At 70.1% G+C, this 24,446-nt stretch carries 23 protein-coding genes and 4 pseudogenes; 15 read left to right on the top strand and 12 right to left on the bottom strand.

All coding sequences use genetic code 11. The features are described 5' to 3' along the window. Positions 1-342 precede the first annotated feature (342 nt). The 3 genes and pseudogenes from snpA to FNH09_RS01770 all read right to left on the bottom strand — a co-directional run bounded on the left by snpA (position 343) and on the right by FNH09_RS01770 (position 4,213). Complete coding sequence (snpA, locus tag FNH09_RS01785) at positions 343-1,107, bottom strand: snapalysin (protein ID WP_152884315.1); 765 nt, start codon at positions 1,105-1,107, stop codon at positions 343-345. A 656-nt stretch (positions 1,108-1,763) separates the two neighbouring features. Next, positions 1,764-1,941: pseudogene (locus FNH09_RS01780) on the bottom strand (transposase); the annotation flags it as partial. Positions 1,942-2,353: 412 nt separating this feature from the next. Further along, on the bottom strand, positions 2,354-4,213 hold the full coding sequence (locus tag FNH09_RS01770) for a DUF2029 domain-containing protein (protein WP_152884311.1): 1,860 nt from the start codon (positions 4,211-4,213) through the stop codon (positions 2,354-2,356). A 569-nt stretch (positions 4,214-4,782) separates the two neighbouring features. Between FNH09_RS01770 and FNH09_RS01765 the strand changes: the two genes are divergently transcribed. After that, entirely contained in the window at positions 4,783-5,382 is a 600-nt protein-coding gene (locus FNH09_RS01765) for a TetR family transcriptional regulator (RefSeq protein ID WP_162467984.1), read from the top strand. 631 nt (positions 5,383-6,013) lie between these two features. On the opposite strand, the gene FNH09_RS01755 is transcribed toward FNH09_RS01765, so the two are convergent. Beyond that, positions 6,014-7,201 (bottom strand): YbfB/YjiJ family MFS transporter, encoded by a 1,188-nt coding sequence (locus tag FNH09_RS01755; RefSeq protein ID WP_152884384.1) that lies wholly within the window; start codon positions 7,199-7,201, stop codon positions 6,014-6,016. A gap of 56 nt (positions 7,202-7,257) precedes the next feature. Continuing rightward, a complete protein-coding gene (locus FNH09_RS01750; protein WP_152884309.1) occupies positions 7,258-7,560 on the bottom strand; it encodes a muconolactone Delta-isomerase family protein in 303 nt (100 codons plus the stop codon). 109 nt (positions 7,561-7,669) lie between these two features. Here FNH09_RS01750 and FNH09_RS01745 point away from each other — a divergent pair, with 109 nt between their 5' ends. The 4 genes from FNH09_RS01745 to FNH09_RS01725 all read left to right on the top strand — a co-directional run bounded on the left by FNH09_RS01745 (position 7,670) and on the right by FNH09_RS01725 (position 11,661). After that, the gene (locus FNH09_RS01745; RefSeq protein ID WP_152884307.1) at positions 7,670-8,608 is read left to right on the top strand and encodes a LysR family transcriptional regulator; all 939 of its coding nucleotides are present in this window, start codon (positions 7,670-7,672) and stop codon (positions 8,606-8,608) included. Positions 8,609-8,736: 128 nt separating this feature from the next. Further along, complete coding sequence (locus tag FNH09_RS01740; protein ID WP_152884305.1) at positions 8,737-9,462, top strand: SDR family NAD(P)-dependent oxidoreductase; 726 nt, start codon at positions 8,737-8,739, stop codon at positions 9,460-9,462. 33 nt (positions 9,463-9,495) lie between these two features. After that, positions 9,496-9,873, top strand: a complete 378-nt coding sequence (locus tag FNH09_RS01735; RefSeq protein WP_152884303.1) for an SgcJ/EcaC family oxidoreductase — start codon at positions 9,496-9,498, stop codon at positions 9,871-9,873. A gap of 807 nt (positions 9,874-10,680) precedes the next feature. Beyond that, complete coding sequence (locus FNH09_RS01725; RefSeq protein WP_152884299.1) at positions 10,681-11,661, top strand: aldo/keto reductase; 981 nt, start codon at positions 10,681-10,683, stop codon at positions 11,659-11,661. A 265-nt stretch (positions 11,662-11,926) separates the two neighbouring features. Here the strand turns inward: FNH09_RS01725 and FNH09_RS49705 are convergent, their stop codons facing one another. Further along, the gene (locus FNH09_RS49705; protein WP_338017430.1) at positions 11,927-12,094 is read right to left on the bottom strand and encodes a hypothetical protein; all 168 of its coding nucleotides are present in this window, start codon (positions 12,092-12,094) and stop codon (positions 11,927-11,929) included. A gap of 295 nt (positions 12,095-12,389) precedes the next feature. Between FNH09_RS49705 and FNH09_RS01715 the strand changes: the two genes are divergently transcribed. The 3 genes from FNH09_RS01715 to FNH09_RS01705 all read left to right on the top strand — a co-directional run bounded on the left by FNH09_RS01715 (position 12,390) and on the right by FNH09_RS01705 (position 15,114). Next, positions 12,390-13,007 (top strand): VOC family protein, encoded by a 618-nt coding sequence (locus tag FNH09_RS01715; protein WP_152884297.1) that lies wholly within the window; start codon positions 12,390-12,392, stop codon positions 13,005-13,007. A 337-nt stretch (positions 13,008-13,344) separates the two neighbouring features. Further along, a complete protein-coding gene (locus tag FNH09_RS01710) occupies positions 13,345-14,247 on the top strand; it encodes a hypothetical protein (RefSeq protein ID WP_152884295.1) in 903 nt (300 codons plus the stop codon). Between the two features lie 93 nt (positions 14,248-14,340). Next, the gene (locus tag FNH09_RS01705; RefSeq protein WP_162467983.1) at positions 14,341-15,114 is read left to right on the top strand and encodes a DUF2071 domain-containing protein; all 774 of its coding nucleotides are present in this window, start codon (positions 14,341-14,343) and stop codon (positions 15,112-15,114) included. A 392-nt stretch (positions 15,115-15,506) separates the two neighbouring features. On the opposite strand, the gene FNH09_RS01700 is transcribed toward FNH09_RS01705, so the two are convergent. Then, complete coding sequence (locus tag FNH09_RS01700; protein ID WP_152884293.1) at positions 15,507-16,859, bottom strand: hypothetical protein; 1,353 nt, start codon at positions 16,857-16,859, stop codon at positions 15,507-15,509. 902 nt (positions 16,860-17,761) lie between these two features. Further along, on the bottom strand, positions 17,762-18,121 hold the full coding sequence (locus FNH09_RS01695) for a hypothetical protein (protein WP_152884291.1): 360 nt from the start codon (positions 18,119-18,121) through the stop codon (positions 17,762-17,764). 62 nt (positions 18,122-18,183) lie between these two features. On the opposite strand from FNH09_RS01695, the pseudogene FNH09_RS48085 reads away from it, so the two are divergent. After that, positions 18,184-18,390: pseudogene (locus tag FNH09_RS48085) on the top strand (transposase); the annotation flags it as partial. 14 nt (positions 18,391-18,404) lie between these two features. Here the strand turns inward: FNH09_RS48085 and FNH09_RS01685 are convergent. Beyond that, positions 18,405-18,740 (bottom strand): annotated as a pseudogene (locus FNH09_RS01685) (transposase); the annotation flags it as partial. Between the two features lie 100 nt (positions 18,741-18,840). Between FNH09_RS01685 and FNH09_RS49420 the strand changes: the two are divergent. From FNH09_RS49420 to FNH09_RS01670, 4 genes and pseudogenes are all read left to right on the top strand, one after another. Then, positions 18,841-18,969, top strand: coding sequence for a hypothetical protein (locus FNH09_RS49420; protein WP_274390192.1), 129 nt, complete (start codon positions 18,841-18,843; stop codon positions 18,967-18,969). A 75-nt stretch (positions 18,970-19,044) separates the two neighbouring features. Beyond that, positions 19,045-19,197, top strand: a pseudogene (locus FNH09_RS01680) (IS21-like element helper ATPase IstB); the annotation flags it as partial. A gap of 122 nt (positions 19,198-19,319) precedes the next feature. Then, positions 19,320-19,943 (top strand): histidine phosphatase family protein, encoded by a 624-nt coding sequence (locus tag FNH09_RS01675; protein ID WP_152884287.1) that lies wholly within the window; start codon positions 19,320-19,322, stop codon positions 19,941-19,943. A gap of 158 nt (positions 19,944-20,101) precedes the next feature. Further along, positions 20,102-20,356 (top strand): CBS domain-containing protein, encoded by a 255-nt coding sequence (locus FNH09_RS01670; protein WP_152884285.1) that lies wholly within the window; start codon positions 20,102-20,104, stop codon positions 20,354-20,356. 53 nt (positions 20,357-20,409) lie between these two features. On the opposite strand, the gene FNH09_RS01665 is transcribed toward FNH09_RS01670, so the two are convergent. Beyond that, on the bottom strand, positions 20,410-20,670 hold the full coding sequence (locus tag FNH09_RS01665; RefSeq protein ID WP_238426372.1) for a twin-arginine translocase TatA/TatE family subunit: 261 nt from the start codon (positions 20,668-20,670) through the stop codon (positions 20,410-20,412). 108 nt (positions 20,671-20,778) lie between these two features. On the opposite strand from FNH09_RS01665, the gene FNH09_RS01660 reads away from it, so the two are divergent. Next, a complete protein-coding gene (locus FNH09_RS01660) occupies positions 20,779-21,654 on the top strand; it encodes an ion transporter (RefSeq protein WP_152884283.1) in 876 nt (291 codons plus the stop codon). A 99-nt stretch (positions 21,655-21,753) separates the two neighbouring features. Here the strand turns inward: FNH09_RS01660 and FNH09_RS48080 are convergent, their stop codons facing one another. Further along, positions 21,754-22,020: a DNA glycosylase AlkZ-like family protein gene (locus FNH09_RS48080; protein ID WP_238426371.1), complete on the bottom strand. Its 267-nt coding sequence runs from the start codon at positions 22,018-22,020 to the stop codon at positions 21,754-21,756. A 7-nt stretch (positions 22,021-22,027) separates the two neighbouring features. Continuing rightward, positions 22,028-23,134, bottom strand: coding sequence for an alpha/beta fold hydrolase (locus FNH09_RS48075; protein WP_238426370.1), 1,107 nt, complete (start codon positions 23,132-23,134; stop codon positions 22,028-22,030). Positions 23,135-23,214: 80 nt separating this feature from the next. Between FNH09_RS48075 and FNH09_RS01645 the strand changes: the two genes are divergently transcribed. Further along, positions 23,215-24,189: a helix-turn-helix transcriptional regulator gene (locus tag FNH09_RS01645; protein WP_152884280.1), complete on the top strand. Its 975-nt coding sequence runs from the start codon at positions 23,215-23,217 to the stop codon at positions 24,187-24,189. The last annotated feature ends 257 nt before the right edge of the window (positions 24,190-24,446 follow it).

The raw sequence follows: 24,446 nt of genomic DNA, 5'->3' as shown, positions 1-24,446 counted from the left end.
GCTTCGCCAGTACGCCTGCTTCGCGCTCTTCAGCCAGCACACCTCGGCAGACGACATGACCTCCCAGCCGCGGACGCAGTCGCTTCCGGAGCCGCAGGCGACGCATGCGTCGGATCCGCTTCTCTGCGCCGGCAATCGCTGCTTCCAGTTGAGGCCGCAAAAGTGACGTCGTCCGCGGCAGGTCACCACCCAGTGGGCCGTCGGCTTCCCCGACTCCACCGTGCCAGGACGGCCATATGAGCATCAGCGCGTGTCGCCGTCCCGCGAGAATGCTCGGACGACCGTCCTGGGCATGTGAGGGAAACCACCCTCGTCAGCGAGCTGTTTCCCACTGGAACGCGATCAGTTCCAGGGCGTGTGGCGGTGCGGACGCCACGGACCGTGGTTCGGCGTCACGGTCCCTGCCGACGGTGCAGCGCTCGGGCCGCCGGCGGGCTGAGTCACCGTGCCCGAGGCCTGCGAGCCTCCGCTGGCCCACAGCGCGTCGACACGCGCGCGCTCAGTGGCATCGGGGTAGCGGTTGGTGCAGGACGGGCCGGGGCCGCCACCCGACATCAGCTCACTGCACGGCCCACTGTAGTCGTCCGGCAGGCCCAGCACGTGTCCGGTCTCGTGGGTGACGACGCGGATCGAGTCGTTCTGCTGGGTCTGGGTGTAGTCGAGGAAGATCTGGCCTTTTCCGTGCCCGTCGGTAGAGGCGTGGGACCCGCGCGGGTCGTTGCCCTCGTAGTAGGAGAAGTCAGCCCCGCTCGAAGCCTCTTCGAGCTTGACGTTGGACTCGGAGCTGTTCCAGATCGCGGCCGCGCTCGATATCTGCGAACGGAAGCTCGGCGCGTGGGAGGTGTCGTAGTGAAGGGTCACCGCCTGCCCGCTGGGCTGGGTGGCGTCCTTCGCGGCGGCCGACTTGAGCACGGCCTCGAAGAACGCCTTGTTGTTCGCAGCCTCCTGCGCCGACCCCTCGTACCCCGCCGCGAAGGTGTCAGCGGAAGCGGACGCAGGAGCGGCCGGCTGGGCGCTCGCCGGCACCGCGGCCCCCAGCGCGCTGGAGGCGAGACCCAGGCCGAGAGCGAGGGCGAGGAGTCGCGGGGACATGCGGAATGAATTCATGTGGGGGGCTCCTACTGACTCGGTGACGCCGAGCACCACAGCGCGCGGTCGACTCGGCGTGAATACCGGTTCCGAACTGCAGCGACGTCCTGTGGGTCGACATTCTTAGGACGGCTCGACAGGACGCGCAATGGGTCCCCACCACTACGACGCTTCGTAGGCTCCAAGGCCTCGCCAGGGCGGTGCACGGGCCTCCGGTCCGCACATGCCGGCAGGAGGAGGAGCTGTCGCAGCGTCAGAAGCCTTACGCCGCCGGGCGATGGGCGCGCGGCACAGCGGGCGGAATTCCGAGATGCTCAGCGTTATTCACATTCGGACATATCTAGACAAAGGCGCAGATCTTCGCTGTGCCGCATCTACTAAGCGCGCCAGTTCTTTCGCGGAACCCTGTGACCGACGTCATGGAATATGGTCTTTTTGCTGCTTTCGCACTCCGCCGACCACAAGAGGTCCGCCGTCGAATCACTCTCGACGCCGGGCGCCATCCCCCACCGCCGAGCCGCCGCCGCTCAGCCCTGATCAAGATGGAAGCCGGTCACGTCCTCTGAAGTGGGGTACTGGCGGCAACGCGGTGATCTCGTTCTGAGGCTGTACGGTCAGTTCGGTGAGCAGGGTGGCGGCGTCGGTCTCCGCCTCGATCGGGTGGAGGACGGCCTCCGCGAGCAGGCCAAGCCCCACGCAGCGGCGGGCCACGGTCCACTCGTCGTTCTGCTCGGCCAGGACCGCTCCGACGAGGCGGATCAGGGCGGTGCGGTCGGGGGAAATGCCGACCACGTCGGTGCGAGGCCGAATCTCGCTGTTCAGCCGCTCCCGCGGGTTGTTCGTCCAGATCTGTGGTCGATGCCGGCCATCGCCCTTCGGGACAGCGGCAGGCCGCCTACCACGCCGACCTGGCCCGCTCGTCGGCCCACCTGCGAGGCAGGGAAGCCGACGCGATGTGCTCTCTGCTGACCGCCAAGCAGATCACTCCCAGCGCATCCACGCCAGCACACCAGTGCAGAGCACCGTCCGTACTCGCCGGTCTCGATGACCCTCTGTGCTTCGGGCGCCACGAGGATGCCGGGACCGACGGGCGCGGGCTCCACCTCGCTGGTGTCGAGTTCGAAGTAGGCAGTACCGCACCCGCACGTGCAGCGCGCTCGCACGCCGAGGCACGCCCCCGACTGTTCCCGGCGCGGGTGCGGCATTCGACCGGAGCCGGGCACTTTGCAGGCGGCACCGAGCCGTTCAGGCGGTACCGAGCCGTTCAGGCGGTGAGCCGTTCGCCTTCCTTGGTCCGAGCGGCGGACGTGCCGTAGTTCACGTCCCACACCCAGACTCCGCCGACCTGCGTGCCGTCCCGGCCCAGGAGCTGTTTCAGGGTCTCGTAGAGCGGCGGAGCGTTGAACCCGGGCGCGAGCACGACGACCCCCGCCTTCCAGTACGTCAGGTCCTCCTCGGCTTCGGCCTTCTGCTGCGGGCCGATCACCGGGACTCTCCCACTCGTGTACACGGTCCCGAGCAGCCGGTAGGTGGGGCGGGGATCCGGGTTGTAACCACCGGTGTGTTCGGGGCCGTTGGGCGCCATGAAGTAACCGCCCGGCATGGTGAAGGCCATGCGGGTCGCGGACTGCCAGTGCTGCGACTCGGTGGTGTACGCGTGAGCGAGCGGTACGGGGACGAGTGTCTGGCCCTCGTCGACGTACTGGCGCCATGTCCCGTGGGCGATGAAGTCGGGCACGGGCGGCCGGACGTTCGTGGCGTACGAGGTGGGCACGATCGGCAGCAGAGCCGCGGCGACGGCGGCGAGCCCCCACATCTTCAGCCGGAGATCGGACGTGGCCGCGAGGCGGTCCACCGCCAGCGCCACGAGCACGCCCAGCACGGGTGCACAGACCATGCCGAACCGGCTCTCGATGACCGAACCGAACAGGGGCAGGTCGGCGACCAGCCGCCACGGTCCAGAGACGACGACGCCGGTGCCGGGGATCTCGATGCGTGACCCCATGGAGAGCACCGCCCCACCGATCGCGGTGCACACCAGTGCCTTGACCAGCGGCCGCCGCCACAGGCGGACGGCGATCGCGAGGGCGAGCGCGGCGAGCGGCCAGCCGTAGAAGGCGTTCTGTTCGAGGCGGTTCACGGCGAACCGGTCCGCGATCGCCTGGTCGCCGGCCAGCGCTCGTCCGGAGAACTGAAGGAAGGAGAGCGGGCTGTTGACGACGGGGCCGTGCGGCACGTCCGTGTAACTGCCCGGTCCGAAGAACTGGAAGTACAAGGGTCCTGCGACCAGCGGCAGGGCCACGGCGAGCGCGATCGGCAGACCCTTTCCGAGGGACTTCACGGCATCCCGCACACGACCGCGGTCCGCGAGGGCGTACGCGATGGCGAACAGCAGCATTCCCACCGCGGCCATCAGCAGCACCTCCTCGCCGATGAAGATCTGGTAGACGGTGAACAGGCCGAGCAGCACTCCGTCCCTTACGACCCGGTCACCCCGGCACAGGCAGAGCACCCGGTCGACAATCAGCGGGATCATGAAGAGCGCCGTGAAGTTGAGGTGGGCGTTGCCGTGACTGATCACCGGCGGGGCGAAGGCGGCGACTGCCGCGCCGATCGCGGCCGCGGGACGGCTGCGCACCGACCACCGACGCAGCACCCAGTACCACGCGATGCCCGTCGCCGCGAGGCCGTAAGTCAGCAAGAGCGCGTAGGTCATGGTCGGCCCGAAGGCCAGCGTGATCGGTGTGAGCGGCACGGTCAGGCCGAGCATGACGGTGTTGGCCATCAGGTTCACCCCATCGGGGAACCCCTGGACGGTGGTGAAGAACGGGTTGTGGAGGTGCGCGACGTTCTCGGCGGCGATCGCGATGAACCACTCGGCCTGGTTCTGGTCGCCTCCCGAGTCGGTCAGGTACTGGTGAGCCAGGTCGGCCCACAGGTTCACGTAGAGGAGTTGGGCGGCGAGGAGGAAGAACGCGACGACGGCGATGTCGAAGGGCCGGACGGCACGGGTGATCGGCCCGGCGATGCGTCGGAGCCGGCCCGGTGGTCGTTGCCCCGCGGTGGTGGCGGGTTCGGCGGTCACCACGCAGGTGTGGTCCGGCTGTCGTTCAACGGTGGTCATCGGCTCCTGCCTCCGAGTCGTTTCGCCCCGTCATAGGCGTTTTAGTCCCCCATGTCCGGCGTCGGACACCCTAGGGGGCGACCGACGCCGGACTGTCGAAGCGCGCCGTGGCGGTTACACCGTGTGCGCAGCCCGGCCACGCCGTTTCCGACGCCGCGCCGGGTGAAGACCGACGGGCCGCTCAGCTCCGAGCAGCCCATGGCCGACGGGCGCACGAGGCGGGTCTACAAGGCAACGGATGCAGGGAGGCGGCCGATGAAGGAGGACCGGCAGGCGTCGCGGGAGCCTGCCCGCAAAGTCCTCGGCGCCGACGCCCCCGTAGGAGACTGTCACCGACAGGCACCGGCCGGCCTACAACGGTCTCAAGATCCTCAACCGGCCGCGGGAGCGTGGATACAAACCCGGCCACTTGCCGACGACCCAGGAGACCGACGTCGACGGCGGCGTTGTGCGTAAATGGCCGGCTGAGCGCGCCTGGAATGCCGGGAGGCCGGCGGCTCCCGCCACTGTGACGAGGGAGGCGGCCAGCTCACTAGCCGACCGGTCTAGTACTTTCGTACACTTGCCGCGTGGGACGTACCAGTGACGCCAGGCAGAAGATTCTCGGTGCCGCACGCTCGCTCATCGAGGGGCGCGGCTACTCGGCGCTGGGCGTGGCCGAGATCTGCAAGGCCGCCGGGGTACCGAAGGGCAGCTTCTACTACTTCTTCGAGTCCAAGGAGGCCCTCGCGCTTGCCGTCGTCGACGAGCACTGGGCGGTCCAACGGCGCGACTGGGAAGGTGCGTTGGGCGGTGACGCGGCCCCCTTGCAGCGGCTGCGCGGGCTCCTCGAACAGACCGAGGCCGGCCAGCGCGCCGTCCAGGACGACTGCGGCACGGTGTCGGGCTGCCTGTTCGGGAACCTCACCCTGGAGCTGAGCAACCAGACCGAGCCCGTGCGCGGACGGCTCCAGGAAATCTTCGACGCGCAGGTCGACATGGTCGAGGCGGTCGTCGCCGAGGCCCGCGACAGCGGCGAGGTCACCGTCGGCGACACCCGGGAAGCGGCGCGCGCGGTGGTGGCCCAGATCGAGGGCCAGGTGATGTTCGCCAAGCTCTACAACAGCACCCGGCACCTGAGCCCCCTGTGGGACAACTGCCGAGCCCTGCTCGGCGTCACCGCCTCCTGAGCAGCCGCGCCAGACGTGTACGACCGCCGCGCCCTCGACGGCATTGCGCGGGCGTACGGCCTCCAGCTCCATCACGCCGCCTTGAGGGCGGCCGGTACGGTCGCGAGCGTGTCACCGGCGGGCAGTCACGGTCCGTCGGCAGGCCCGTCACCGACCCCGGCGGCGAACGCCGGAGCGGCGAGGACGGGTTCGCCCGCCACCCGGCGCTTCCCGGCCCGCCGCCGGGCCGCCGCCGGGCCGCCGCCGGGCCGCCGCCGGGCCGCCGCCGGGCCGCCGAGTCGACCGGCTCCGTCCGCCCGGTCCACGGCGGGATCCGGCGGCCCCTCGCCCGTGCCGTCAGCCCGATCCGCTCCAGGTCGAGGACGACCAGCGGCCCCGGTGCCACGGCCGGTCCTCGACCGGCCCGTGCGGCTCCTGCCGTACGGGAGAAGCGGCGTCCTCGTCCGGCAGGCGGGCGACGGGGCGCTGGGTAGGATGCGCTCCCCGTCGAACACGAGGGCCCGGGCCTTGATGAGATCGAGCCCTCGGCCTTGCGCGAGGGCGAGCGGCCGATCGCCCTGCTCCACGGGTTTGCCGGTCGCCACATCGAGGGCGACCATCGCGAGATCACGTGCCGTGGTCGTCAGCGGCGTCACGTCAGCCGGCCCAGTGCGCCACGAGTGCCGTCAGGACCGGCCGCGGCAGGCACGTCGTCCTCGGTCGGTTCCCGCTGCCCCACGGGTGCTGTGTGTCCTGCTACGACCAGGTGGTGCGGGTAGCCGATCCGCAGTACGGCGGCGGCGGCCGCCGCCGCGAGGACTACGAGGGAAGCCAGCAACAGCGCCCGGTGGTAGCCATGGTGCAGGACCGGCGCGACGGCCAGCGGGCCGAGGATCTGGCCGACCGAGTATCCGGCGGTCAGCAGGGCGACCGAGCGGGGGACGCGCAGATGGGCTCCGGCTGCCAGGGCGAGCGTGCTGACGCCGATGAACGTGGCGCCGAACAGGACCGCCGAGCCGAGGGCCGCGGCCGTACCGCCGACCAGGGCGGGCAGGGCGATGCCGACCGCCTGGAGGACGAGCGCGGTGAGCAGCAGTCCGGGACGTGACCAGCGGCGCCCCAGCCGGGCCCACAGCGCCGCGGACGGCACGGCGGCCAGGCCCACGAACACCCAGGCACCGCTGCCGAGCCGGCCGGGTGAGCCCTGTCCGATCGCCGCGACCAGGAAGGTCCCGGCGACGATGTAGCCGACGCCCTCCAGCGTGTAGCTCACGAACAGCGCACCGAACCAGCGGTGCGTGCGGGGCTTCGCGCTGCTCCTGACCGTGGGGGCGGCGGGCGCGTCCTGAGGCGGCAGGTGCCACGAGGCGGCGGCGAGTACCGCGGCGAGCGCGGCCGCGGCCCACCAGGCGGCCCGCCAGTCGGCGACGGACCGCAGTACCAGGACCAGCAGACCGGACAGCGCGATGCCGCCGCCCACCCCGCCGAACGCCCAGCCGGACAGGTGCGGCGGGTGTTCCCGCAGATGGTGCAGGAGCGAGTCGGCCGCGACGACGAACACCAGGGCGCTCGCCAGTCCGGCCAGCAGCCGCAGCAGGCCCCACACGGCGGTGCTGTGGGTGAGCGGCATCGCGCCGAGCGTGCCGGTCAGCAGGAGCAGGGACCCGCGCAGCACGGTGCGCGAGCGGACCAGTGCGGGGGCCAGGATGCCCGTGAGTGCGCCGACGAGATAGCCGACGTAGTTGGCGGTGGCCAGGCTCGCCCCGGCTCCGGCCGACAGGCCCGCCTGGGTATGCATCAGGGGCAGGATCGGGGTGTAGACGAAGCGTCCGACCCCCATGCCCGCCGCGAGCGCGGCAGCTGCCCGGGCGACATGGGCCCAGGGAGAGAAGGTGCTCACTTCGTACCGTCGTTGCGGCCGGGGTCGTTGGGGTGCGACTCGAGCGGGGTGACGGTGAGGGTCATCCACGGGCGCAGCGGCAGGGTGGCGAGCACCTTCTCGTGGAGCTCCTCCTCGTCGGCGGCCCGCCACACGCCGATGCTGCGCAACTCGCCCACGGGACGCCACAGTCGGGCCAGGTGGCCGGTCGCGGCCAGCTCCCTCGCACGGACACCCTCGGCGGCCCGCCGTCGGTCGACCTCCGCCTGGCCGGTGCCCTCGGGAACGGTGGTGGTGATCTCGACCAGGAACTCTCGCATGATGGACTCCGCCTCGTCGTTGGTGAGCCCATCGTGCGCCGTTCACCTGCACCGATGCCACGACCGACTTGCTCGCTGCTGAGAGGCGCAGCCTCCCAGCGTGCGTACGATGGCGCGTGTGGAACTGCGTCAGCTCCGGTACTTCGTCGCGGTCGCCGAGGAACTGAACTTCGGCCGGGCCGCCGAGCGGCTCCTCATCGCGGGCCCCTCGCTCTCCCAGCAGATCAAGGCGCTCGAAAGAGACCTGGGGGTCCGGCTCTTCGACCGTGACCGCCGCAGGGTCTCCCTCACCCCGGCCGGAGCCGCCCTCCTCCCCCACACCCGCGCCCTGCTGGACCGCGCCGACGACCTCAAACAGCGGGCCGGCCGCCTGTCCGGCTCCCAGACCGTACGGCTCGGCTACGTCAACTGGCTTCCTGCGGACCTGACCTCGCGTACGGCCGCGGTCGCCCAGGTACACCTCGACGCATGGGTCGCCCCCTCCCACACCCAGGCCGCGCGGGTCGCCGACGGCAGCCTCGACCTCGCCGTGTGCTGGGTGCGCAGCGAAGACCTCGAGCGGCTCGGGCTGCGGGCCCGTCTGATCGGCGCCGACCGGCTCTACGCCGTCGCCAGGGGCGGTGACAGCGGCGACGTACCCGACGTGGCGGCCCGGGACACCGACGTCCTCATCGACGAGGACGTCACCTCCTGGGCATCCTGGAACGTGTACGGCGAGGAGTTCGCACAGGCCACAGGCGCCCGTACGGTACACATCTCGGACGGAGCGATCACCGGCCCCGCCTTCTTCGACCACGTGCGCCGCTGCACCCGCCCCGTCGTCAACTCGCCCAAGGGACAGACAAATCCGCTCCCCCCGGACCTCGTCCGCCGCGAGATCGTCGCACCGAAGGCCTACTGGACCTGGTCCCTGGTCTGGCGCGAGAGCGAGAACCGTGCCGGGGTCCTCGCCGTCGTCGACGCTCTCTGCGACGGCATCGGCGACCTCGGTATCAGGGACCCGGACGCCTGGCTGCCCGCCGGCGATCCGTACGCGCTCCCGGGCTGATCTGCGCTGGGAGCCTGCGCCTCCCAGACGGTAGGAATCCGATCCTTCCGTAGGCCGGGCGACCCGACCTACCTTCCAAATAGTCGACCGGTCGACTAGTACCGGTCAGCCATTCGGAGAAGGTCACCATGAGCACTCAGAACCAGACGCCCGACCAGAAGGTCGCGATCGTCACCGGCGCCTCCCAGGGCATCGGCGCCGCCCTCGTCGAGGGCTACCGCAAGCTCGGGTACGCCGTCGTCGCCACCTCGCGCACGATCGCGCCCGCCGACGACGCCGACGTCCTGACCGTCCAGGGCGACATCGCCGACCCGGCAACCGCGCAGCGCGTCATCTCCGCCGCGATCGAGCGGTTCGGCCGTATCGACACCCTGGTCAACAACGCGGGCATCTTCGTCGCCAAGCCGTTCACGCAGTACACGGCCGAGGACTACGCCGCCGTGACGGGCATCAACGTCGCCGGCTTCTTCCACATCACGCAGCTCGCCGTCCCGCATCTGCTCGCACAGGACGGCGGTCACATCGTCAACGTCACGACCAGCCTGGTCGACAACGCGGACTCCAACGTCCCCTCCGTGCTGGCGTCGCTGACCAAGGGCGGTCTGCAGTCCGCCACCAAGTCCCTCGCGATCGAGTACGCCACCCGCGGCATCCGCGTCAACGCGGTGTCGCCCGGCACCATCAAGACCCCCATGCACGCCGAGGAGACCCACGACTTCCTCGCCGCCCTGCACCCGGTCGGGCGGATGGGCGAGGTCGGGGACATCGTCGACGCCGTGCTCTTCCTGGAGACGGCTCCGTTCGTCACCGGCGAGATCCTGCACGTCGACGGCGGCATGAGCGCCGGTCACTGAGCAGCCGCCGGACCACCGAGCAAGGATGACGTGATGAACAGCACGACGAAGGACGACGAACTGGTTCTGCGCGACGTCCTCGACCGCTGGAAGGCGGCCGTCGACGCCCACGAGCCGAACGATGTGGCCGCGGGCTTCACCGAGGACGCCGTGTTCCAGGGACTGCACCCCTACGGCGTCGGCAGGCCGAGTGTCGCCGAGTACTACGCTTCGCAACCGCTCGGGATGAAGGCCGCCTACCGCGTCCTGGAGACCCGGCGGTTCGCGGACGACCTCGTACTCGGTTACCTGGACGCCGTGTTCACCTTCACCGACCGGGCTCCGGCGGCCGTCAAACTCGCGGTCCTGGTGAGGCGCCTGGAGGACGGCTGGTACATCGCCCACTACCAGGTCTCGCGCCTGGACCAGTGATTCCGGCCGAGCAGGGGTGACGGCCTTCGGGAGCAGGCGGGCCTACCGCACCTGGCGACCGGCCCCCTTCCGGAAAGGCCCCCAGCACCGTCCCGCGCCTCGGTGTCCCCGGCTGCGGACTGCGTGGCTCCCCCCGCCGGATCGCCCACCGGCCCGGCGGGGGGAGCGCGCAGGACCGTCGCGGCCGACCCGGACCCGGCGGATCGGAACCGGGCCGCCCGCGACGCCGTCCTCGTCCTGACTCCGGACCACACCGACGCGGGGCGGGCGTCCTGGGTCGGCGCGAGTGAGGGAAGGCCCCGCCCAACCGCCCCGATCTCCGCAACGGCCGAAACCGCCACCTGCACCCGTGCTGCGTCCACTCCGACGGCTTCCTCACCATGCTCGGTGTCGGGCGCGTCCTCACTGACGACTACGCACTCGGTCCCGCAGCGGACGCGGGGCGCAGCAGGCGACCGCGGAGATCGCGCCCACGTCCCCCGCGGACACACTGCGCGACACCGTCCCAGCCCTCCCCCACGTTCCCGCAGATCTGCGTCGCCGCCCTAGAAAGCCTGCACACCACCAGAGCAATGCAGGGCACCGCAGAGCACCGCAGAGCACCGCAGAGCACCGCAGAGCACCGCAGAGCACCGACCAGCAGGGCCGCCCCGCGCCTGAGGAGCTCGGCCAACCACGGCCCACCACCACACGCCGACAGCCGACAGCCGACAGCCCCGGCATTCCCCTGCCGTCAGGCCAGACCCTTCCCGGCACTTCCCGTCCACGGGCCATGAGCACCGGGAACCCACACGAGAGAAGAACACCATGCGTACCACCACACTGGGCACCAGTGGACCTGAGGTCGGCGTCGTCGGCCTGGGCGCCATGGGAATGACCTTCGCCTACGACATGGCCACGCCACGCGACGAAGCCACTTCCCTCTCCGTCATCCATCAGGCACTCGATCTGGGCGTGACCCTGATCGACACCGCCGACGTCTACGGCCCCTACACCAACGAGTCACTCGTCGGCCGGGGCCTGGCCGACCGGCGCGACCGGGCAGTGATCGCCACCAAGGTCGGCCTGGAGGCCGTCGATCCCACCGGCGGCCCGGGCGGTTCCCCCATCGTCAGGCCCAACGGCCGGCCCGAACACGTCCGTGCCGCCATCGACGCCAGCCTGCGCCGCCTGGGCACCGACCACATCGACCTCTACCAGCTCCACCGCGTCGATCCCGAGGTCCCCATCGAGGAGACGTGGGGCGCCATGGCCGAGGCGGTCGCGGCCGGCAAGGCCCGCCACCTGGGCCTGTCCGAGATCAACCTCACCGTCGAGCAGATCCAGCGTGCTCAGGCAGTGCATCCGGTCGCCACCGTGCAGGCCGAGTTCTCCCTGTGGACCCGCGACGTCCAGGCCGAGGTGCTGCCCCACTGCCGAGAGCACGGCATCGGGCTGCTCGCCTACTCGCCTCTGGGCCGCGGCTTCCTCGTCGGCCGCTTCGCCTCCTTCGACGACCTGCCCCAGAACGACCAGCGACGCCGTCTGCCGCGCTTCCAGGAAGAGAATCTGCACGCCAACCTCGACATCGCCGCCAAGGTCAGCCAGGTCGCCGAGCGGATCGGCGCCACCTCCGCGCAGGTCGCCCTCGCCTGGCTCCTCACCCAGGGCCCGCACGTCGTCCCCATCCCGGGCACCAAGACACCGAAATACCTCGCCGACAACGCGGCCGCCGCGGACGTCCGGCTGTCCCCCGCGGACATCGCGGACCTCGACGCCATCCCGGCCCCGGCCGGCGCCCGCTACTGACCACCCCTCCAGCGCGATCCTTCGTGGCACCTCCACAGCAAGCCGGCAAAAGCGCTCGTGCCGCCCGACGGTGTCCGGCTGGAAAAGCGGACCTCCCGGTTCCCTGGACCCGCTTCCCGGACAGCACTCAAGGGCGCCATGCGGGCGTTGGCCCGCAAGCCGCTGGACACCTCGAGCGAGCGCGCCTCTCCGGGGTTCCCACTGCTCCTGGCAAGGCAAGACGCCGTCTGCGCAGGATCGCGCGAGCCACATGCCCGGCCGGGGATCAGGTGGCCCAGGGCCGGTCGCGCAGCAGGGCGGCGAGCCCCGCAGCGGTGCGGGCGGGGATGCCGCAGCAGGGGCCGCGCGAGGCGACGGCATCCTCCCGGGCGGGCTTGTCCGGGATCCCGGAAGCCTCCGGATGCATCACGCCCGTCGCAGCGGCCACGGCCATGCGTGGAGCGCTCCGGCCATCGGCAGCGGCCGAGGACGCACACCGGGGCGGCGGCGCGCGCAGGGGCCCTCGCGGGCGGGCTGGCCCAGCAGCTCAAGCCCGGTGAGCAGCGACCGCGGCCACCGGCACTCCGCAGTCCTCGGGGCCGAGACCCGGAACCCGCTGCCGGGCCCCTGCCCTGCTCCCGGTGTCCCCGGCCGCCTGCCGACCCGTGAGTTCTCCTGGTGCGAAGCGGCGGCCGCCCGGTGAGTCTCGTAGGCGTAGGCACGTTGTTCCCGCACAGGAGGCACAAGTCATGGACATGAAACTCGAGGTCGTGGTGGTGCCGGTGTCCGATGTCGACCGGGCCAAGGAGTTCTACACGGCGCTGGGCTGGCGGCTCGACGCGGACGTGACCACCGGCGAGGACTTCCGGGTCGTCCAGGTCACCCCGCCCGGCTCCCCGGCGTCGGTCATCTTCGGCACCTCGGTCACCGACCAGGCGCCGGGGTCGGCACGGGGGCTGCACCTGATCGTGGACGACATCGACGCCGCCCGCGACGAACTGAAGCGGCGCGGCGCCGAGCCCAGCGAGGTCTTCCACGACGCCGGCGGGGTCTTCCACCACGCCGGGACCGATGCCCGGGTGCCCGGTCCGGACCCGCAGCGCGGCAGCTACGGCTCGTTCCTGTCGTTCAGCGACCCGGACGGAAACGGCTGGATCCTGCAGGAGATCACCACCCGGCTCCCGGGCCGGCTGGACCCCGCGAGTACGGCTTTCGCCTCGACCGAGGACCTGGTGGGCGCCCTGCGCCGGGCCGCGGCCGCGCACGGCGAGCACGAGGCACGCACCGGCGCCGAGGACCCGGACTGGCCCGACTGGTACGCGCGCTACATGGTCGCCGAACAGGCCGGCACGGAACTGCCCGAGTAGCCGCCCGCGCGGGGTGGTGAGGCAGCCGTCCACGACAAGGCACGGCCGGAGCCGTCGCGCTGGTCACCGGCGCCGACAGTGGTGTGGGCGCGGCCACCGCCCGCCGGCCGGCCGATGGTGGCCCGGATCAGTTGGCGAACGATGCTGACGGGGGCATCCCCGCAGGTGCGGGAGGCCGGCCTTCATCTGCACCGCGCTGGAAGCGGCCTCGTCGCGCAGGCCGGTCCGCACCGTGGACACCGCGACGATGCCGTTGTCCGTCTCGTCGCGGTGCCGGGCCGAGGAAGAGGTCCTCGAGCCGGTAGCCGAACGCGCCGCGATCACGGATCCTGAACTCATGTCCGATGCAGCATCCCGAGCCGAGCGGCGGATCGCGCTGGTCCGGGACGATGTGGCCGCGCGCCTGGCGCTGGCGCGGGAGTTCTACGCGCAGGCCTGCGAGCCCCTGCGCCGGTACGGTCACGCCGAGCTGAGCTTTCTGCGGTGGTCCGCCGCACGCGGAGTGCTCGCCACGGAGTCCGGTGCGCGCCCTGGCAGCGCATGGTGGCGTGCAGTGAACGAGGGGCTCCTCCGGGACAAGGTGGAGGCACGTCTGCTGTGCGCCGGTGTCCCGGGGGAGGCGAGCGCCAGAAGCGTCGAGTACTGGATGGACTGCATCCGCAGACCGTCGCCCGCCGCCTGGTACCGCGCCCACAACGCCAGCATCGTCGCCGGCTACCTGCGCCACGAGAACCTGGCCGCGCCGGAAGCTCAGGTGGAGCGGTTCATGATGAACGTCGCCCTGCTCCGCGTCCTGTTCACCCACGCCCTGCTGGTGCGACCGCGGCTCATGCTGGGATGGCTGGCCCCGTTCGGACCACGGCTGGTCGACCCCCGCTACGCGACCGTGAAGTGGTTCCTCGACCTCGGCCGGTCCTTCCCGCCGGTGTACCCCGTCACGCTGCCCACCGAGGACACCATCCTCGACGAACACGCCCTCGCCCGGATGCTCGACTACGGCGTGATCGCCCCCAGAGTGACGGCGCTGTACGCACTCTCGGCCGCGACGCTCGAAGAGCCCCGCCTGATGACCCTCCTGGACGCAGGCGTGCCGGCGTACGTCTGGACCAGGGCGGAACGCCCGCTCTGGTACGTCGGCAACACGGGCCCCCATCTGCGCCTCATCGCCCGCATGACCGGCGTACACCTGCGGTGGCCCCCCTCACCCGCCCGCCGCCGCACTGTCCCGCTGCACGGCTGAAGCCCACTCCCTCGGTCAACGGCCGCCGTGGCCGCGGGTCGGCACCGCCCCGGACGCACCCGTCCCCCGCAGGCGATCTGGCACCCTGGTGGGGTGCACCCCACGCCCATCACTCCCGAGGCGCCAGACGCAGTGCGCAGTCCGCTCCTCACCCAACAGTGGCTCGACCTCACCTTCATCCACTGGGCCGTCGATCCCGCAGACGTCGCACCGCTGCTGCCGCACGGGCTCACCGCGGACACGTACGACGGGGTCACCTACGTCGGTCTCGTCGCCTTCCGGATGGAGAAGGTGGGCTGGCTACGGCTCCCCGGGGTGCCGTATTTCGGCTCCTTCCCGGAGACCAACGTGCGCCTCTACTCGGTCGACGCGCACGGCCGTCGCGGGGTCGTCTTCCGGTCCATGGACGCCTCCCGGCTCGTGCCGGTGCTCCTGGGACGCCTCGGCTTCCGGCTCCCGTACCTGTGGTCCCGCATGGACGTACGAGCGCACGGCGACACCGTCACGTACCGCAGTGCCCGGCTCCGGCCCGGAACCTCCCGGGCGCAAAGCCGGATCGTCGTCACGGTCGGCCGACCCATTCCGGAGCCGACGGAGTTGGAGCATTTCCTCACCGCCCGCTGGGGCATGCACAACACCTTCGCCGGCGGTACCGGCTACCTGGCCAACGACCATCCGCGCTGGCCGCTCCACCGCGCGGAGCTGCTCGACTGCGAGGAGAACCTCCTCGCGGCGGCCGGACTCCCGGCTCTCGGCGGGCCGCCGGTCAGCGTCCTGTACTCGCCCGGAGTCCCGGTACGCCTCGGCAGGCCCACCGGCCTGACACCCCGGATCCATGTTCCGCCGACGGAGCCGAGAAACCCCTGACCCCGGCCGAAGTCCCGCGCGGAAACGGGTGGCGGCGGCGTGGTCACGGCCGCTGACCCTGGAGACCCTCACCCGGAGTGCCGATGCGGCGCAACAGGCCCAGCAGCGTGGCCCGTTCGCCTTCTTCCAACGAGCCGAAGAAAGCGGCGAGGACATCACGGCAGACCGCGCACCTCGTTGTCAGAACGCGCTCGCAGACTGCGACGCCTGCCGCTTCGCATCCCTCGCCGTGCGCCTGCCCCGACTTGTCCGCGCCGGCCACGCGCCGTCACCAGCCACACCCGCAGCGGCTCGGAGCCCAGCTGCTGCCGAGACGCGCATGCGCCGTATCCGCCAAGGGCTCTCTGCCGCCGAGCCCGGCGCGCCCGCCGCCGGTTTCGTGGCGTACAGGCTCAGCCTGCGCCCAGGGCCTCGATGGACGATCGGAGCAGAACGGCAGCACGGACCTGCCCGTTGTGGCGCAGGCCGGCTGCAACCCGGTCGGCGGTGTCCCTCAGGCGCTCGGCGCAAGCGCGGTCCATGGCGGGCAGATTGCGGCCAAGGGCCTCCACATGCGGCAGCAGGACAGGCCACCACCACGCCTGCGACTGCTCCGACGTGGCTGACACCGCCTGGCGGTGCAGCAGTTCGACCGCCGCCGCCTTCAACACCGCTGCCTGGGCGGGATCTGCGGCCAGGGCGTCACGCTGCGCCTGCGCCACCGCGGGATCCAGGGCGAGGTAGCGGTCCTGCCTGTCGATGGCCCGGTCGGGGCCGAAGGTGTGCAGCAGGCCCAGGCTCCGGAGCGTCTGGACAGTCATCTGAAGCTCGCCGCCGGTGAACGAGGGCGCCTGATCGCCGTCGGGACGGTCGCCGCAAAGGCCGGGGATCAGGCGGTCCAGCTCCTGGGGAACGAGCAGTTCACTCGGGAAGGAGGCAGCGGCGAAGCAGCTGAGCAGCCGAAGGATCAGGCGGGCTCGCGGTATCCCGCGTCGGGCCGCCAGGTCGAGGGCCAGTTCGCACACTGCCGCCAGCGTCTCCAGTTGCGGTGTGCCTGGGCCCGGCACTCCACGCCGTGCTGCACCGGCATCCAGCAGGGCCTCGTAGTCGCGGTAGGCGTCGGCGTTCACCCCCGTCTTCCGCGTCGAACCGATCTGGAGGTGGTTTCCGGCGATACGCAGCGTCAGCGGATGGCCGCCGAGCCGAACGGCCAGTTGCTCGACCTCCTTCGAGGTCCCGGCGGCTGCCCCGCCGTGGCGCCGTAGCTGCTCGCCCGCGGATGGGGCGGACAGCGGGCCGACCGGGGCCACCGTGACCCACGGGGGCCATGCCTCGCGGTCGCCGAGCCGCGACGTCACAATGATCTGACCGAAACCGTTCCGCGATGCCCGGCGGAGATTCCGACGCAGCAGGCCGGCAGGCGTCCAGGCCCGGGCAACCATCCGCGGGTCGTCCAGCCCGTCCAGCAGCAGCACCCAGTTCCCCGGGCTCTGCATCAGAGCACTGAGCGCCCGGTCCTCCGGGGTGCGCCGCCCGTGCCACCGGTCGCCCCCGTCTCTCGCGGCCTCCTTGGCCGCCAGGCGGCGGGCCAGGTCGGTGAGACCTGCCGCGAGCGACGACTCGTCATGGGCGCTGACGAAGTGGACGTCCGCTCCCTCGTTCCAGTGGTAGGGGTCGAAGTAGCTGCGGGAACCGGTGTTGGTCCGGTCCAGCGCCAGCAGAGTCTTACCCGCGCCGGCCGGGCCCACGAGAACATCAATGGGCACGCTGTTCCCGGTCCACCGCCGTCGCCACGGGCCCGTTCCCGCACCGGAGTTCTCGACTTTCGCACGCCCCCGGCTGCTCTGGGCGCGCACCTTCACCACGTGCGGCGGAACGGTCGGGCCGTACCTCTCCCGGACACCGAACTGCTTCGGATGCAGATAGAACGGCGGTACCCACCACTGCAAACCCTCGGTCTGCGGCACTTCGGCTGCCTCTCTCGTCGATCAGACGGCGTACGCCGCTCATCGGTCACACGGCGTACGCCGCTCATTGAACAGTCGCAGGACACTTCGGCACGGCAAGGTCAGGAAACGACCGGCCGGCAGGTCGGCGATACACGCAGGACCGGAACCAGCAGCAGGAAGGCACCGACCGCGACCGCGGCGACCCAACGGTCGGTGGAGTGCTGCCCGGCCACGCCCAGCGTCGTCGCATTGTCTCAATGACCCGCATTGGCTTCGTTCACTTCAAGCAGCAGCGCTTGTCTACCGATTTGAGCAGCAGTCGGCGACCTTGAGGCTCAAGGATGTTCACGAGAAATGAAGTCACCGCCGGAGCACGTGGGGGACGTGGAGGTGTGCGGCCGTGATCCGGGATCGCTCGATGCGCTGTCATATCCTTCTGCCGTGGCGAACGGGCCGCGGTATTGGGCAGGAGGAGCGTGGGGTGTCACGAAACCCGAGGACCGATTTCCTTGATGGCCCCGCTTGGATGTGTGTGAGCATCCTGTTCTTTGGGTGGACGGCAGCCAGTAGCAGCACGGCGCCCTGGGTGAGGGTCGCCGCGACGCTGATGCTGGCGGCCTGGGTGGTGTTGCTGGCACGGCACCTTCTGCGACGCACCCGCGACCGCAGGTCTTCCGACTGATCGCTTCAGAATCAGGTTCTCGTGACGCCGGTGCCTGTCAGCCGTCGAGTCGCTGAAAGACCTGCGCGAACTCATCGTTCTCAACCAGACCGACAAGTACTTGGGTCATGTTGCTGATACCGGCATCGCGGACGATGAGACCGTCCGAGACCCAGAAGTAGCGACCTCCCAGGGCTTCCCCGCTTGCCGCCCATCTCTTCATCACCAGCTCGACCTGGGCGAGGGTGATGACGGTCGCGGTCCATCGCGAGCCGTCCGGGAGGTCGACGAAGACGTCGACGTTGTCCACGGACTCCAGGTCCTCACCGGCATTCGGTAGGAACGCGGCCTCGAAATGCTCTGTATGGACTCGATAGAAGGGGCCGTCCCAGGCTCCCGACTGCCTGCTCTGACTCATCAGGCGAGTTTGCCGGGTCCATCGGTCCACCTCAACCGGGATCTTTCGCCACGGTTCCGGGCATGAACAGCGATCTCGTGCCCGATGACCTCTGGACGCGCATCGCCCCGATGCTGCCACGCCGTCCACAGCGGCGGCATCGGTATGCAGGACGACACCGGACATGCGACCGCATCGCGTTGGTAGGCATCACCTTCGTCCTGCGCACAGGCGTGACCTGGCGCGATGTGCCACGTCAGGAGGTGGGTCGCTCCGGGGTCACGGCCTGGCGCCGCCGTTCTCATCGGATGCGTAGGCGGCGAAAGCCGTGCAGCCAGGCGATGGTGCGTTCGACCACCCAGCGGAATGTTCCCCGACCGGAGCCGTGCTCCACGCCGCGTTCGGCGATGACCGGTCGGATGCCGCGCTGCCAGAGCAGTCTGCGGTACTTGTCGTGGTCGTAGCCGCGGTCGCCAAGGAGCGCGTCGGGTCGGTGTCCGGGCCGATTGACGGCGCCGGCAACGGCCGGGATCTTGTCGATCAGAGGCAGGAGCTGGGTGACGTCGTTGCGGTTTCCGCCGGTCAGGAAGACTGCGAGAGGGATGCCCTGGGCGTCTCCGGCGTGGTGGCGGTGGTCACCTGCCGTCTCATCGGCAGCCAGACCGGCCCCAATGCGATCAGCGCGGGCGCCAGAGTTCAGATCACCGGCTTCTGGGAGGTGAGCACTTTCATCCTCAACAATGCCCTATTCGTCCTGGTGGGCGTCCAGACACCCCATCGCGGGCGCGATCGGCACCGTCTCCCTGGGACGAGCCGTGGTCACGGCACTGCTGGTCAGAGGTGTGGTCGTGGCCATTCGTCTGCTGTGATCGTCACCGCCGCGCCGGAAGCCCTGCCCGCCTACACCAGCCACCTGGATACGCCGCCGGAAACCATCGATGCTCGGCGGCTGGACCAAGACCTTCACCGATCCCCGGCGCTACGGGGCCATCATCGCCCGGCTCACCTTCGACGGCACCGTCATCGAGACCGGCACCGACTCCTACCGCCTCGCCAGCACCCGAGCCCGGGCCGAGGAACCCGCCAAGGTCAGCTGACCAGAGCGCGTCGTTGACGGGTGCCTCTACAGGATGCGTCTGTCGGCGACGCAACCGCACGGCGCATGCCAACGTCCGTCCAGACGTTCGTAAGATCATGAACCTTGACGGAGGACTCGCCCATGACGGCAACAGCGTCCCGCTACCTCTACCTCACGCGGCACGGTGAGGCATCCGAGGACGAGAGCAAGTTGGCGGACAACGGCCGCCGCCAGGCCGTCCTGCTCGGGAAGCGGCTTCGTGAGGCCCCCCTCACGGCAATCCACCACGGCCCGCTCGCGCGCGCGGAGCAGACGGCGCAGCTGGTCTGCGAGCAGCTCGACGGTGTCCCCCTGCTGCCGTCCGAACTGGCCGGCGACTACATCCCCTACCTGCCGCAGCGCGAGGAACTGCCGTCGGAATCGGCCGATGCCATGCTCGGTCACCTGGCCCAGTTCCCAGCCGAGGAGCGCGAAAAAGGGCCGGACCTGGCCCGGGCGGCTCTCGCGCAGTTCACCGGACCCGTCGCCGGTGACGAGCCACGCCACGAACTCGTCGTCACGCACAACTTCCTCATCGGTTGGCTCGTCCGGGCCGCCCTCGACGCCCCGAAGTGGCGCTGGATGGGTATCAACCACGCCAACGCCGCGCTGACCGTCATCCGCTATGCACCCGGTCGGCCCCCATCCGTGCTGTTCTACAACGACATGGGCCACCTGCCCACCGACCTTCGCTGGACCGGCTTCCCGCCCGACCTCCACATCTGAGTGCGGCAAACCTCCACCAACCGGCAGTCACCAGACGAAGATCGAGCGACGGCGCCCGGCCGACGGGGCAGCCAGGCGCCGTCAAATCCCGCCGTCAAAAGCCATACACCTTGATCGACAACGCTGCTTGAACTCATCGACAAACGCTGTCCGTGGAGATGAACGAAGCCAGTTGCCGTCCCCGCGCCCGCGACACGCTGATCGCCCGTACGCGGGGACAGACGGTGACGGCCCGCGACCCGGCGCGCCCCGTACCGGAGCTGACCGAACAGCACACCAGCAGCCACTCCATCGAGCTGTTGCGTCAGCGCCGCACGTCCCTGGCGGTGGTGCGCGACGCGACCGGCAGGCTCATCGGCATGGTCAGCCTCGACAACCTGCCGGCCCGCCTCCCGCATCCGCAGACGGCGTAACAGCAAGGCTCCTGCCGGGCGCCCGGCTTCCTTGGGTGCCCGGCAGTTCTGTCTCACACCGAGCCTTCAGGAGCGCGGGGATCCTTCGTCCCGGCGGACCCCAGTGCCAGGGACCACATATCGGACCCGGCCGCCGAGCCCTGAGAGTCCTGTTCCTTGAGCGCCTTGACCTCGCTCTTGAAGATCCGGCCCGCTGTGCCTGCCGAACGTTTCAGCTCAGGCGGTTTCCTGATCCCGTGGACCACGCTGGCGACGAAGAGGATCACGACCCGTTCACTCATGCCGAACATCAGGGCTTGTCGCTCCCGACTCATCTACAGTGCTGTAGAAGTCTCTCCCGGAAGGCGATCACTCAACAAGTCGGCCGTCCAGCCGAGTTGGCCGGGAGGCGTCCGCGCACGACAAGGAGCCAAGGCAACAGGATGCCGGAGCAGCACAACCAGACGAGCGACGTCGAGTCCCGGTCCGTTCGTCTGCAACTGGCACGCCGGTGCCGCATCATCACGGAGGCCAGGTGGTTCGCCCTGACCGTCTTCGCCGTGATCCTCCTCAACGCGGCATTGCTCGGCCTGGAGACCTATTCCGGGCTGGTCGAAGAGTGGTACCGCTGGATACGGCTGACCGAGCACGGCTGCCTGGCCGTGTTCACCGTGGAGATACTCCTGCGCCTGGGCGCGCACGCCGATCGCCCCCGCGACTTCTTCAAGGATCCCTGGAACCTCTTCGACCTGGCCGTGGTCCTGTGCGCATTCCTTCCCGTCGTGCGCGAGAACACCACGGTGCTACGGCTACTGCGGTTGGCCCGGGTGCTCCGCACAGCCCGCTTCCTCCCCCAATTGCGCATCGTGCTCGCCGCGGTAGCCCGCAGCCTGCCCGGCACGCTGAGCTTCCTGCTCGTCGGAGCACTCCTGCTGTACGTGTACGCGATGGTGGGCTGGGTCTTCTTCGGCCGCCACGATCCCGAGCACTACGGCTCCATCGGCCGCGCGGTGCTCACCCTGTTCCTGCTGATGACGCTGGACGGTATCGGCGAGGCCGTCCACGCCGGTCTGGAGATCTCCCGCTGGAGCCTCGTCTACTACGCCTCCTACGTCCTGCTCGCTTCGTTCGTCCTCGTCAACGTCCTGATCGGGGTGGTCATCACCTCCCTCGACGAGGCCCGGGAGATGGAGAAGGAGGAGGCAGTACAGGAGGGTCCGCACCCGGATGCCGAGCCGGAGGACCGTCGCCAAGTACTCGCCCGTATCACGGCGGCCCGGCAGGCTCTGGACGACCTCGAACGCGATCTGATCTCCTGAGCAGGCCCGTAGGCGTTCCCGTCGCGCCGATATGGTTTCGACCAGAGGCACCCATCGGGTCAGCTCCGCACCTGCTCCTGCCGGGAGGCCCCGGCATGTTCAGGTGGCAGGATGCAGAAAGCGCGTGACAGCCGAGGATTCCGCATCGACCAGGGCCTGGACCTGCGACGACAGAGGTCCGAACGCGTCCACCTGAACAACTCGGCCGCCATCGCGGCGGGCCCACGTGCCGACCGTCAGGCCATCCACGACAACCGTAGGACGGATGACGCCGCCACCCGGCCGGACCCGGCCATGACGGGCAGCGGGAACGGACGACTCCCGGCCGCGGTAGCCGACGAGGTAGTTGTCGTAGGCAGGCAGCATCCGCACATCAAGGGTGCCGGGGCTGTCCCGAAGTTGTTCCACGTGCTCGGTCGGCACGCTCACGCAAGCCGTCGTTCAGGCCGAGCTGGTGGTGGCGGCGGCTCGTTGCGGCGAGGACGCGGGGAGCGAGCAACCGCAGTACCCAGCGGGCATCCGCGCTGGGGATGGTGTGCAGGGTGCCCCGCATGAACCAGCCGCGCACATTGCTCCGATGAACCTCGTACGCCGCGCGGATGCCGGCGGCCGTGATGTCCCGTCCGCGCACCCGGATGCCCAGGTCCGCCGCCACGGCATCCTGCGACTGGACGGCGAAGACCCGGCGCACGACCGCCTCGGCGGAGGCCTCCCGAACCCCGCCGCCCAAGGCCTGCGAGCGGGCCCGCGCTGTGCGGATGTCTTCCTGGGTCAGCGTCGGAGAGGCCGCCAGCCTGCCGGCGTCACGAGACGGCCGTATGGAGGACATCGGCGAGCTCAACGGGCGCGGACAGCATGGGCCAATGCCCGGTGCCGCCAGCAGCGCCCTGAAGTCATTGCAGGCGATCAGGACACGGTCCACGCCGGAGCCGACATCGACGGAGCCGGTGAGCCGCTGCTCGTACGTGCCGAACGGCTGCGGCATCGCCTGCGCGCGCATGAGATCGCGCTGGTCCTCACCGAGTCCCTCCATACTGCCGAACGAGCCGAGGACCTCGAAGGACGGCATCGGCAGTCGCCACCCCTCCCCCTGCTCGGCAACCTGCTTGCTCAACTGCTCCGCCGCCTGGGGCGGCATGAGGTCCAGCAGCCGCATGCCCTCGGCGAACGGAGCGCTGTCGAGGTAGACCAGACGCTCCAGCCGCGATCCCAGACGCCCGGAAGCCCCCGAGACAGGAGCTGCCGCGTAACTGTGGGCCACCAGGGTGACGTCACGCAGGTCATGCTGCTCGACGAACGCGACGACGTCCTCGACATGGGTGTCCAGGCCCGTCTCCCTGGTCGCTTCGCCAGCGCGTTCCCCGAGGCCCGTCAGTGTCACGGGCAGCGCAGTATGTCCGCGCTCCCGGAGCGCACGGGCGGTGTCTTCCCATGCCCAGGCACCAAGCCAAGCACCGGGAACGAGTACGAAGGTAGCCATGCAGTTCTCCTTCTGGAAGATGTCGAAGGGAGCGTAGGATCAATACAGGACACCTTCCGCCCTGATATGACGAGTGACCCATGTCTCACCCTCTGACACGTGTGCTCGCCCTGCTCGAACTCCTCCAGACACACGCCGGACTCACCGGCACCCAGCTGGCGGACCGCCTGGGTACCGACGTCCGCACGGTGCGCCGGTACACGGCGCACCTGCGGGAGCTGGGCATTCCCGTGGAGTCCGATCGCGGCCGTCACGGCGGCTACCGCCTGGCCCGTGGCTACCGGATGCCGCCCCTGGTACTCACCAACGACGAGGCCCTCGCGGTCGTCCTGGGTCTGCTCGCCGGAGAACGGCTGGGCATGAGCGGCACCGCACCGGCCGGTGCCGGCGCCCTGGCCAAGATCGAGCGGGTGCTGCCACAGGCCCTGCGGGAACCGCTCGCCGCCATGCGCGACACCCTCTCCTTCACCGCCGACAGCGTGAACGCACAAGCACCCGAAACCGGCGTTCTGCTGACCCTGGCCCAGGCCTCCCGCTCCCGCCACACCGTTGCTCTGCGCTACCAGTCCTGGCGCCAGGAGCAGAGCGAACGCGACCTCGACCCGTACGGCGTGGTCTTCCATGCCGGGCGCTGGTACGTCATCGGCCACGACCACCACCGCGACAGCCTGCGCACCTTCCGCATCGACCGGATCGCCTCCATCGCCCCCCGCGGCGCGGTGTTCACCCTTCCCGCAGGTTTCGACCCGGTCACCCACCTCACCGCCACCCTGGCGCAGGCGCCCTACCGGTGGCAGGTCGAAGTCCTCATCGACGGCCCTCTCGGTGAGATCGCACGGCGGCTACCGAGCGGCGTCGCCACGCTCACCGCCCAACCCGGCGGCGTCCTGATGCGCGCCCGAGCCGAACGGCTCGACGGCATGGCCCACCTCCTCGCCTCCCTGGAATGGCCCTTCACCATCCACACCCCCGACGAACTGCGCCAAACCCTCAAGGACCTGGCGGGTCGACTCGCCGAGGCCGCCGAACGGCAGCCTGGATCACTTTCGCAGTAAATACCGGATGTACCGCAACAGAGCGTCTACCGTCACAGCAGCACCCTCCCAAAAGCCTCGCGTGCTCGATCGAGCGTGATCACCGCCGCGGGAGCTCCGACCGGAACATCACCCGCGGCAGCGCCCACAGCCACCACCACGCCCTGGACCGCCACACCCGGCGCCACAACGCCTACGAGGCGGATCCCGAAGCAATCGGCGTGGGATTCCGTCTGCCGGCACTGATCGCGTAGAACCGGACCGCTGAGTGAGCGGTG

Source organism: Streptomyces adustus (assembly GCF_009377175.1).
Taxonomy (GTDB): Bacteria; Actinomycetota; Actinomycetes; order Streptomycetales; family Streptomycetaceae; genus Streptomyces; species Streptomyces adustus.
This window is presented reverse-complemented; position numbering and strand designations above follow the sequence as displayed.

Bases quoted from the DNA above. Each gene is read 5' to 3' on its own strand.
- snpA (WP_152884315.1), bottom strand. From the start codon at position 1,107: ATGAATTCATTCCGCATGTCCCCGCGACTCCTCGCCCTCGCTCTCGGC.
- FNH09_RS01770 (WP_152884311.1), bottom strand. From the start codon at position 4,213: ATGACCACCGTTGAACGACAGCCGGACCACACCTGCGTGGTGACCGCC.
- FNH09_RS01755 (WP_152884384.1), bottom strand. From the start codon at position 7,201: ATGGGGGTCGGACGCTTCGTCTACACCCCGATCCTGCCCCTGATGCAT.
- FNH09_RS01750 (WP_152884309.1), bottom strand. From the start codon at position 7,560: ATGCGAGAGTTCCTGGTCGAGATCACCACCACCGTTCCCGAGGGCACC.
- FNH09_RS01745 (WP_152884307.1), top strand. From the start codon at position 7,670: ATGGCGCGTGTGGAACTGCGTCAGCTCCGGTACTTCGTCGCGGTCGCC.
- FNH09_RS01740 (WP_152884305.1), top strand. From the start codon at position 8,737: ATGAGCACTCAGAACCAGACGCCCGACCAGAAGGTCGCGATCGTCACC.
- FNH09_RS01735 (WP_152884303.1), top strand. From the start codon at position 9,496: ATGAACAGCACGACGAAGGACGACGAACTGGTTCTGCGCGACGTCCTC.
- FNH09_RS01725 (WP_152884299.1), top strand. From the start codon at position 10,681: ATGCGTACCACCACACTGGGCACCAGTGGACCTGAGGTCGGCGTCGTC.
- FNH09_RS49705 (WP_338017430.1), bottom strand. From the start codon at position 12,094: ATGGCCGTGGCCGCTGCGACGGGCGTGATGCATCCGGAGGCTTCCGGG.
- FNH09_RS01715 (WP_152884297.1), top strand. From the start codon at position 12,390: ATGGACATGAAACTCGAGGTCGTGGTGGTGCCGGTGTCCGATGTCGAC.
- FNH09_RS01710 (WP_152884295.1), top strand. From the start codon at position 13,345: ATGTCCGATGCAGCATCCCGAGCCGAGCGGCGGATCGCGCTGGTCCGG.
- FNH09_RS01695 (WP_152884291.1), bottom strand. From the start codon at position 18,121: ATGAGTCAGAGCAGGCAGTCGGGAGCCTGGGACGGCCCCTTCTATCGA.
- FNH09_RS49420 (WP_274390192.1), top strand. From the start codon at position 18,841: ATGCCCTATTCGTCCTGGTGGGCGTCCAGACACCCCATCGCGGGCGCG.
- FNH09_RS01675 (WP_152884287.1), top strand. From the start codon at position 19,320: ATGACGGCAACAGCGTCCCGCTACCTCTACCTCACGCGGCACGGTGAG.
- FNH09_RS01670 (WP_152884285.1), top strand. From the start codon at position 20,102: ATGAACGAAGCCAGTTGCCGTCCCCGCGCCCGCGACACGCTGATCGCC.
- FNH09_RS01665 (WP_238426372.1), bottom strand. From the start codon at position 20,670: ATGAGTCGGGAGCGACAAGCCCTGATGTTCGGCATGAGTGAACGGGTC.
- FNH09_RS01660 (WP_152884283.1), top strand. From the start codon at position 20,779: ATGCCGGAGCAGCACAACCAGACGAGCGACGTCGAGTCCCGGTCCGTT.
- FNH09_RS48080 (WP_238426371.1), bottom strand. From the start codon at position 22,020: ATGCTGCCTGCCTACGACAACTACCTCGTCGGCTACCGCGGCCGGGAG.
- FNH09_RS48075 (WP_238426370.1), bottom strand. From the start codon at position 23,134: ATGGCTACCTTCGTACTCGTTCCCGGTGCTTGGCTTGGTGCCTGGGCA.
- FNH09_RS01645 (WP_152884280.1), top strand. From the start codon at position 23,215: ATGTCTCACCCTCTGACACGTGTGCTCGCCCTGCTCGAACTCCTCCAG.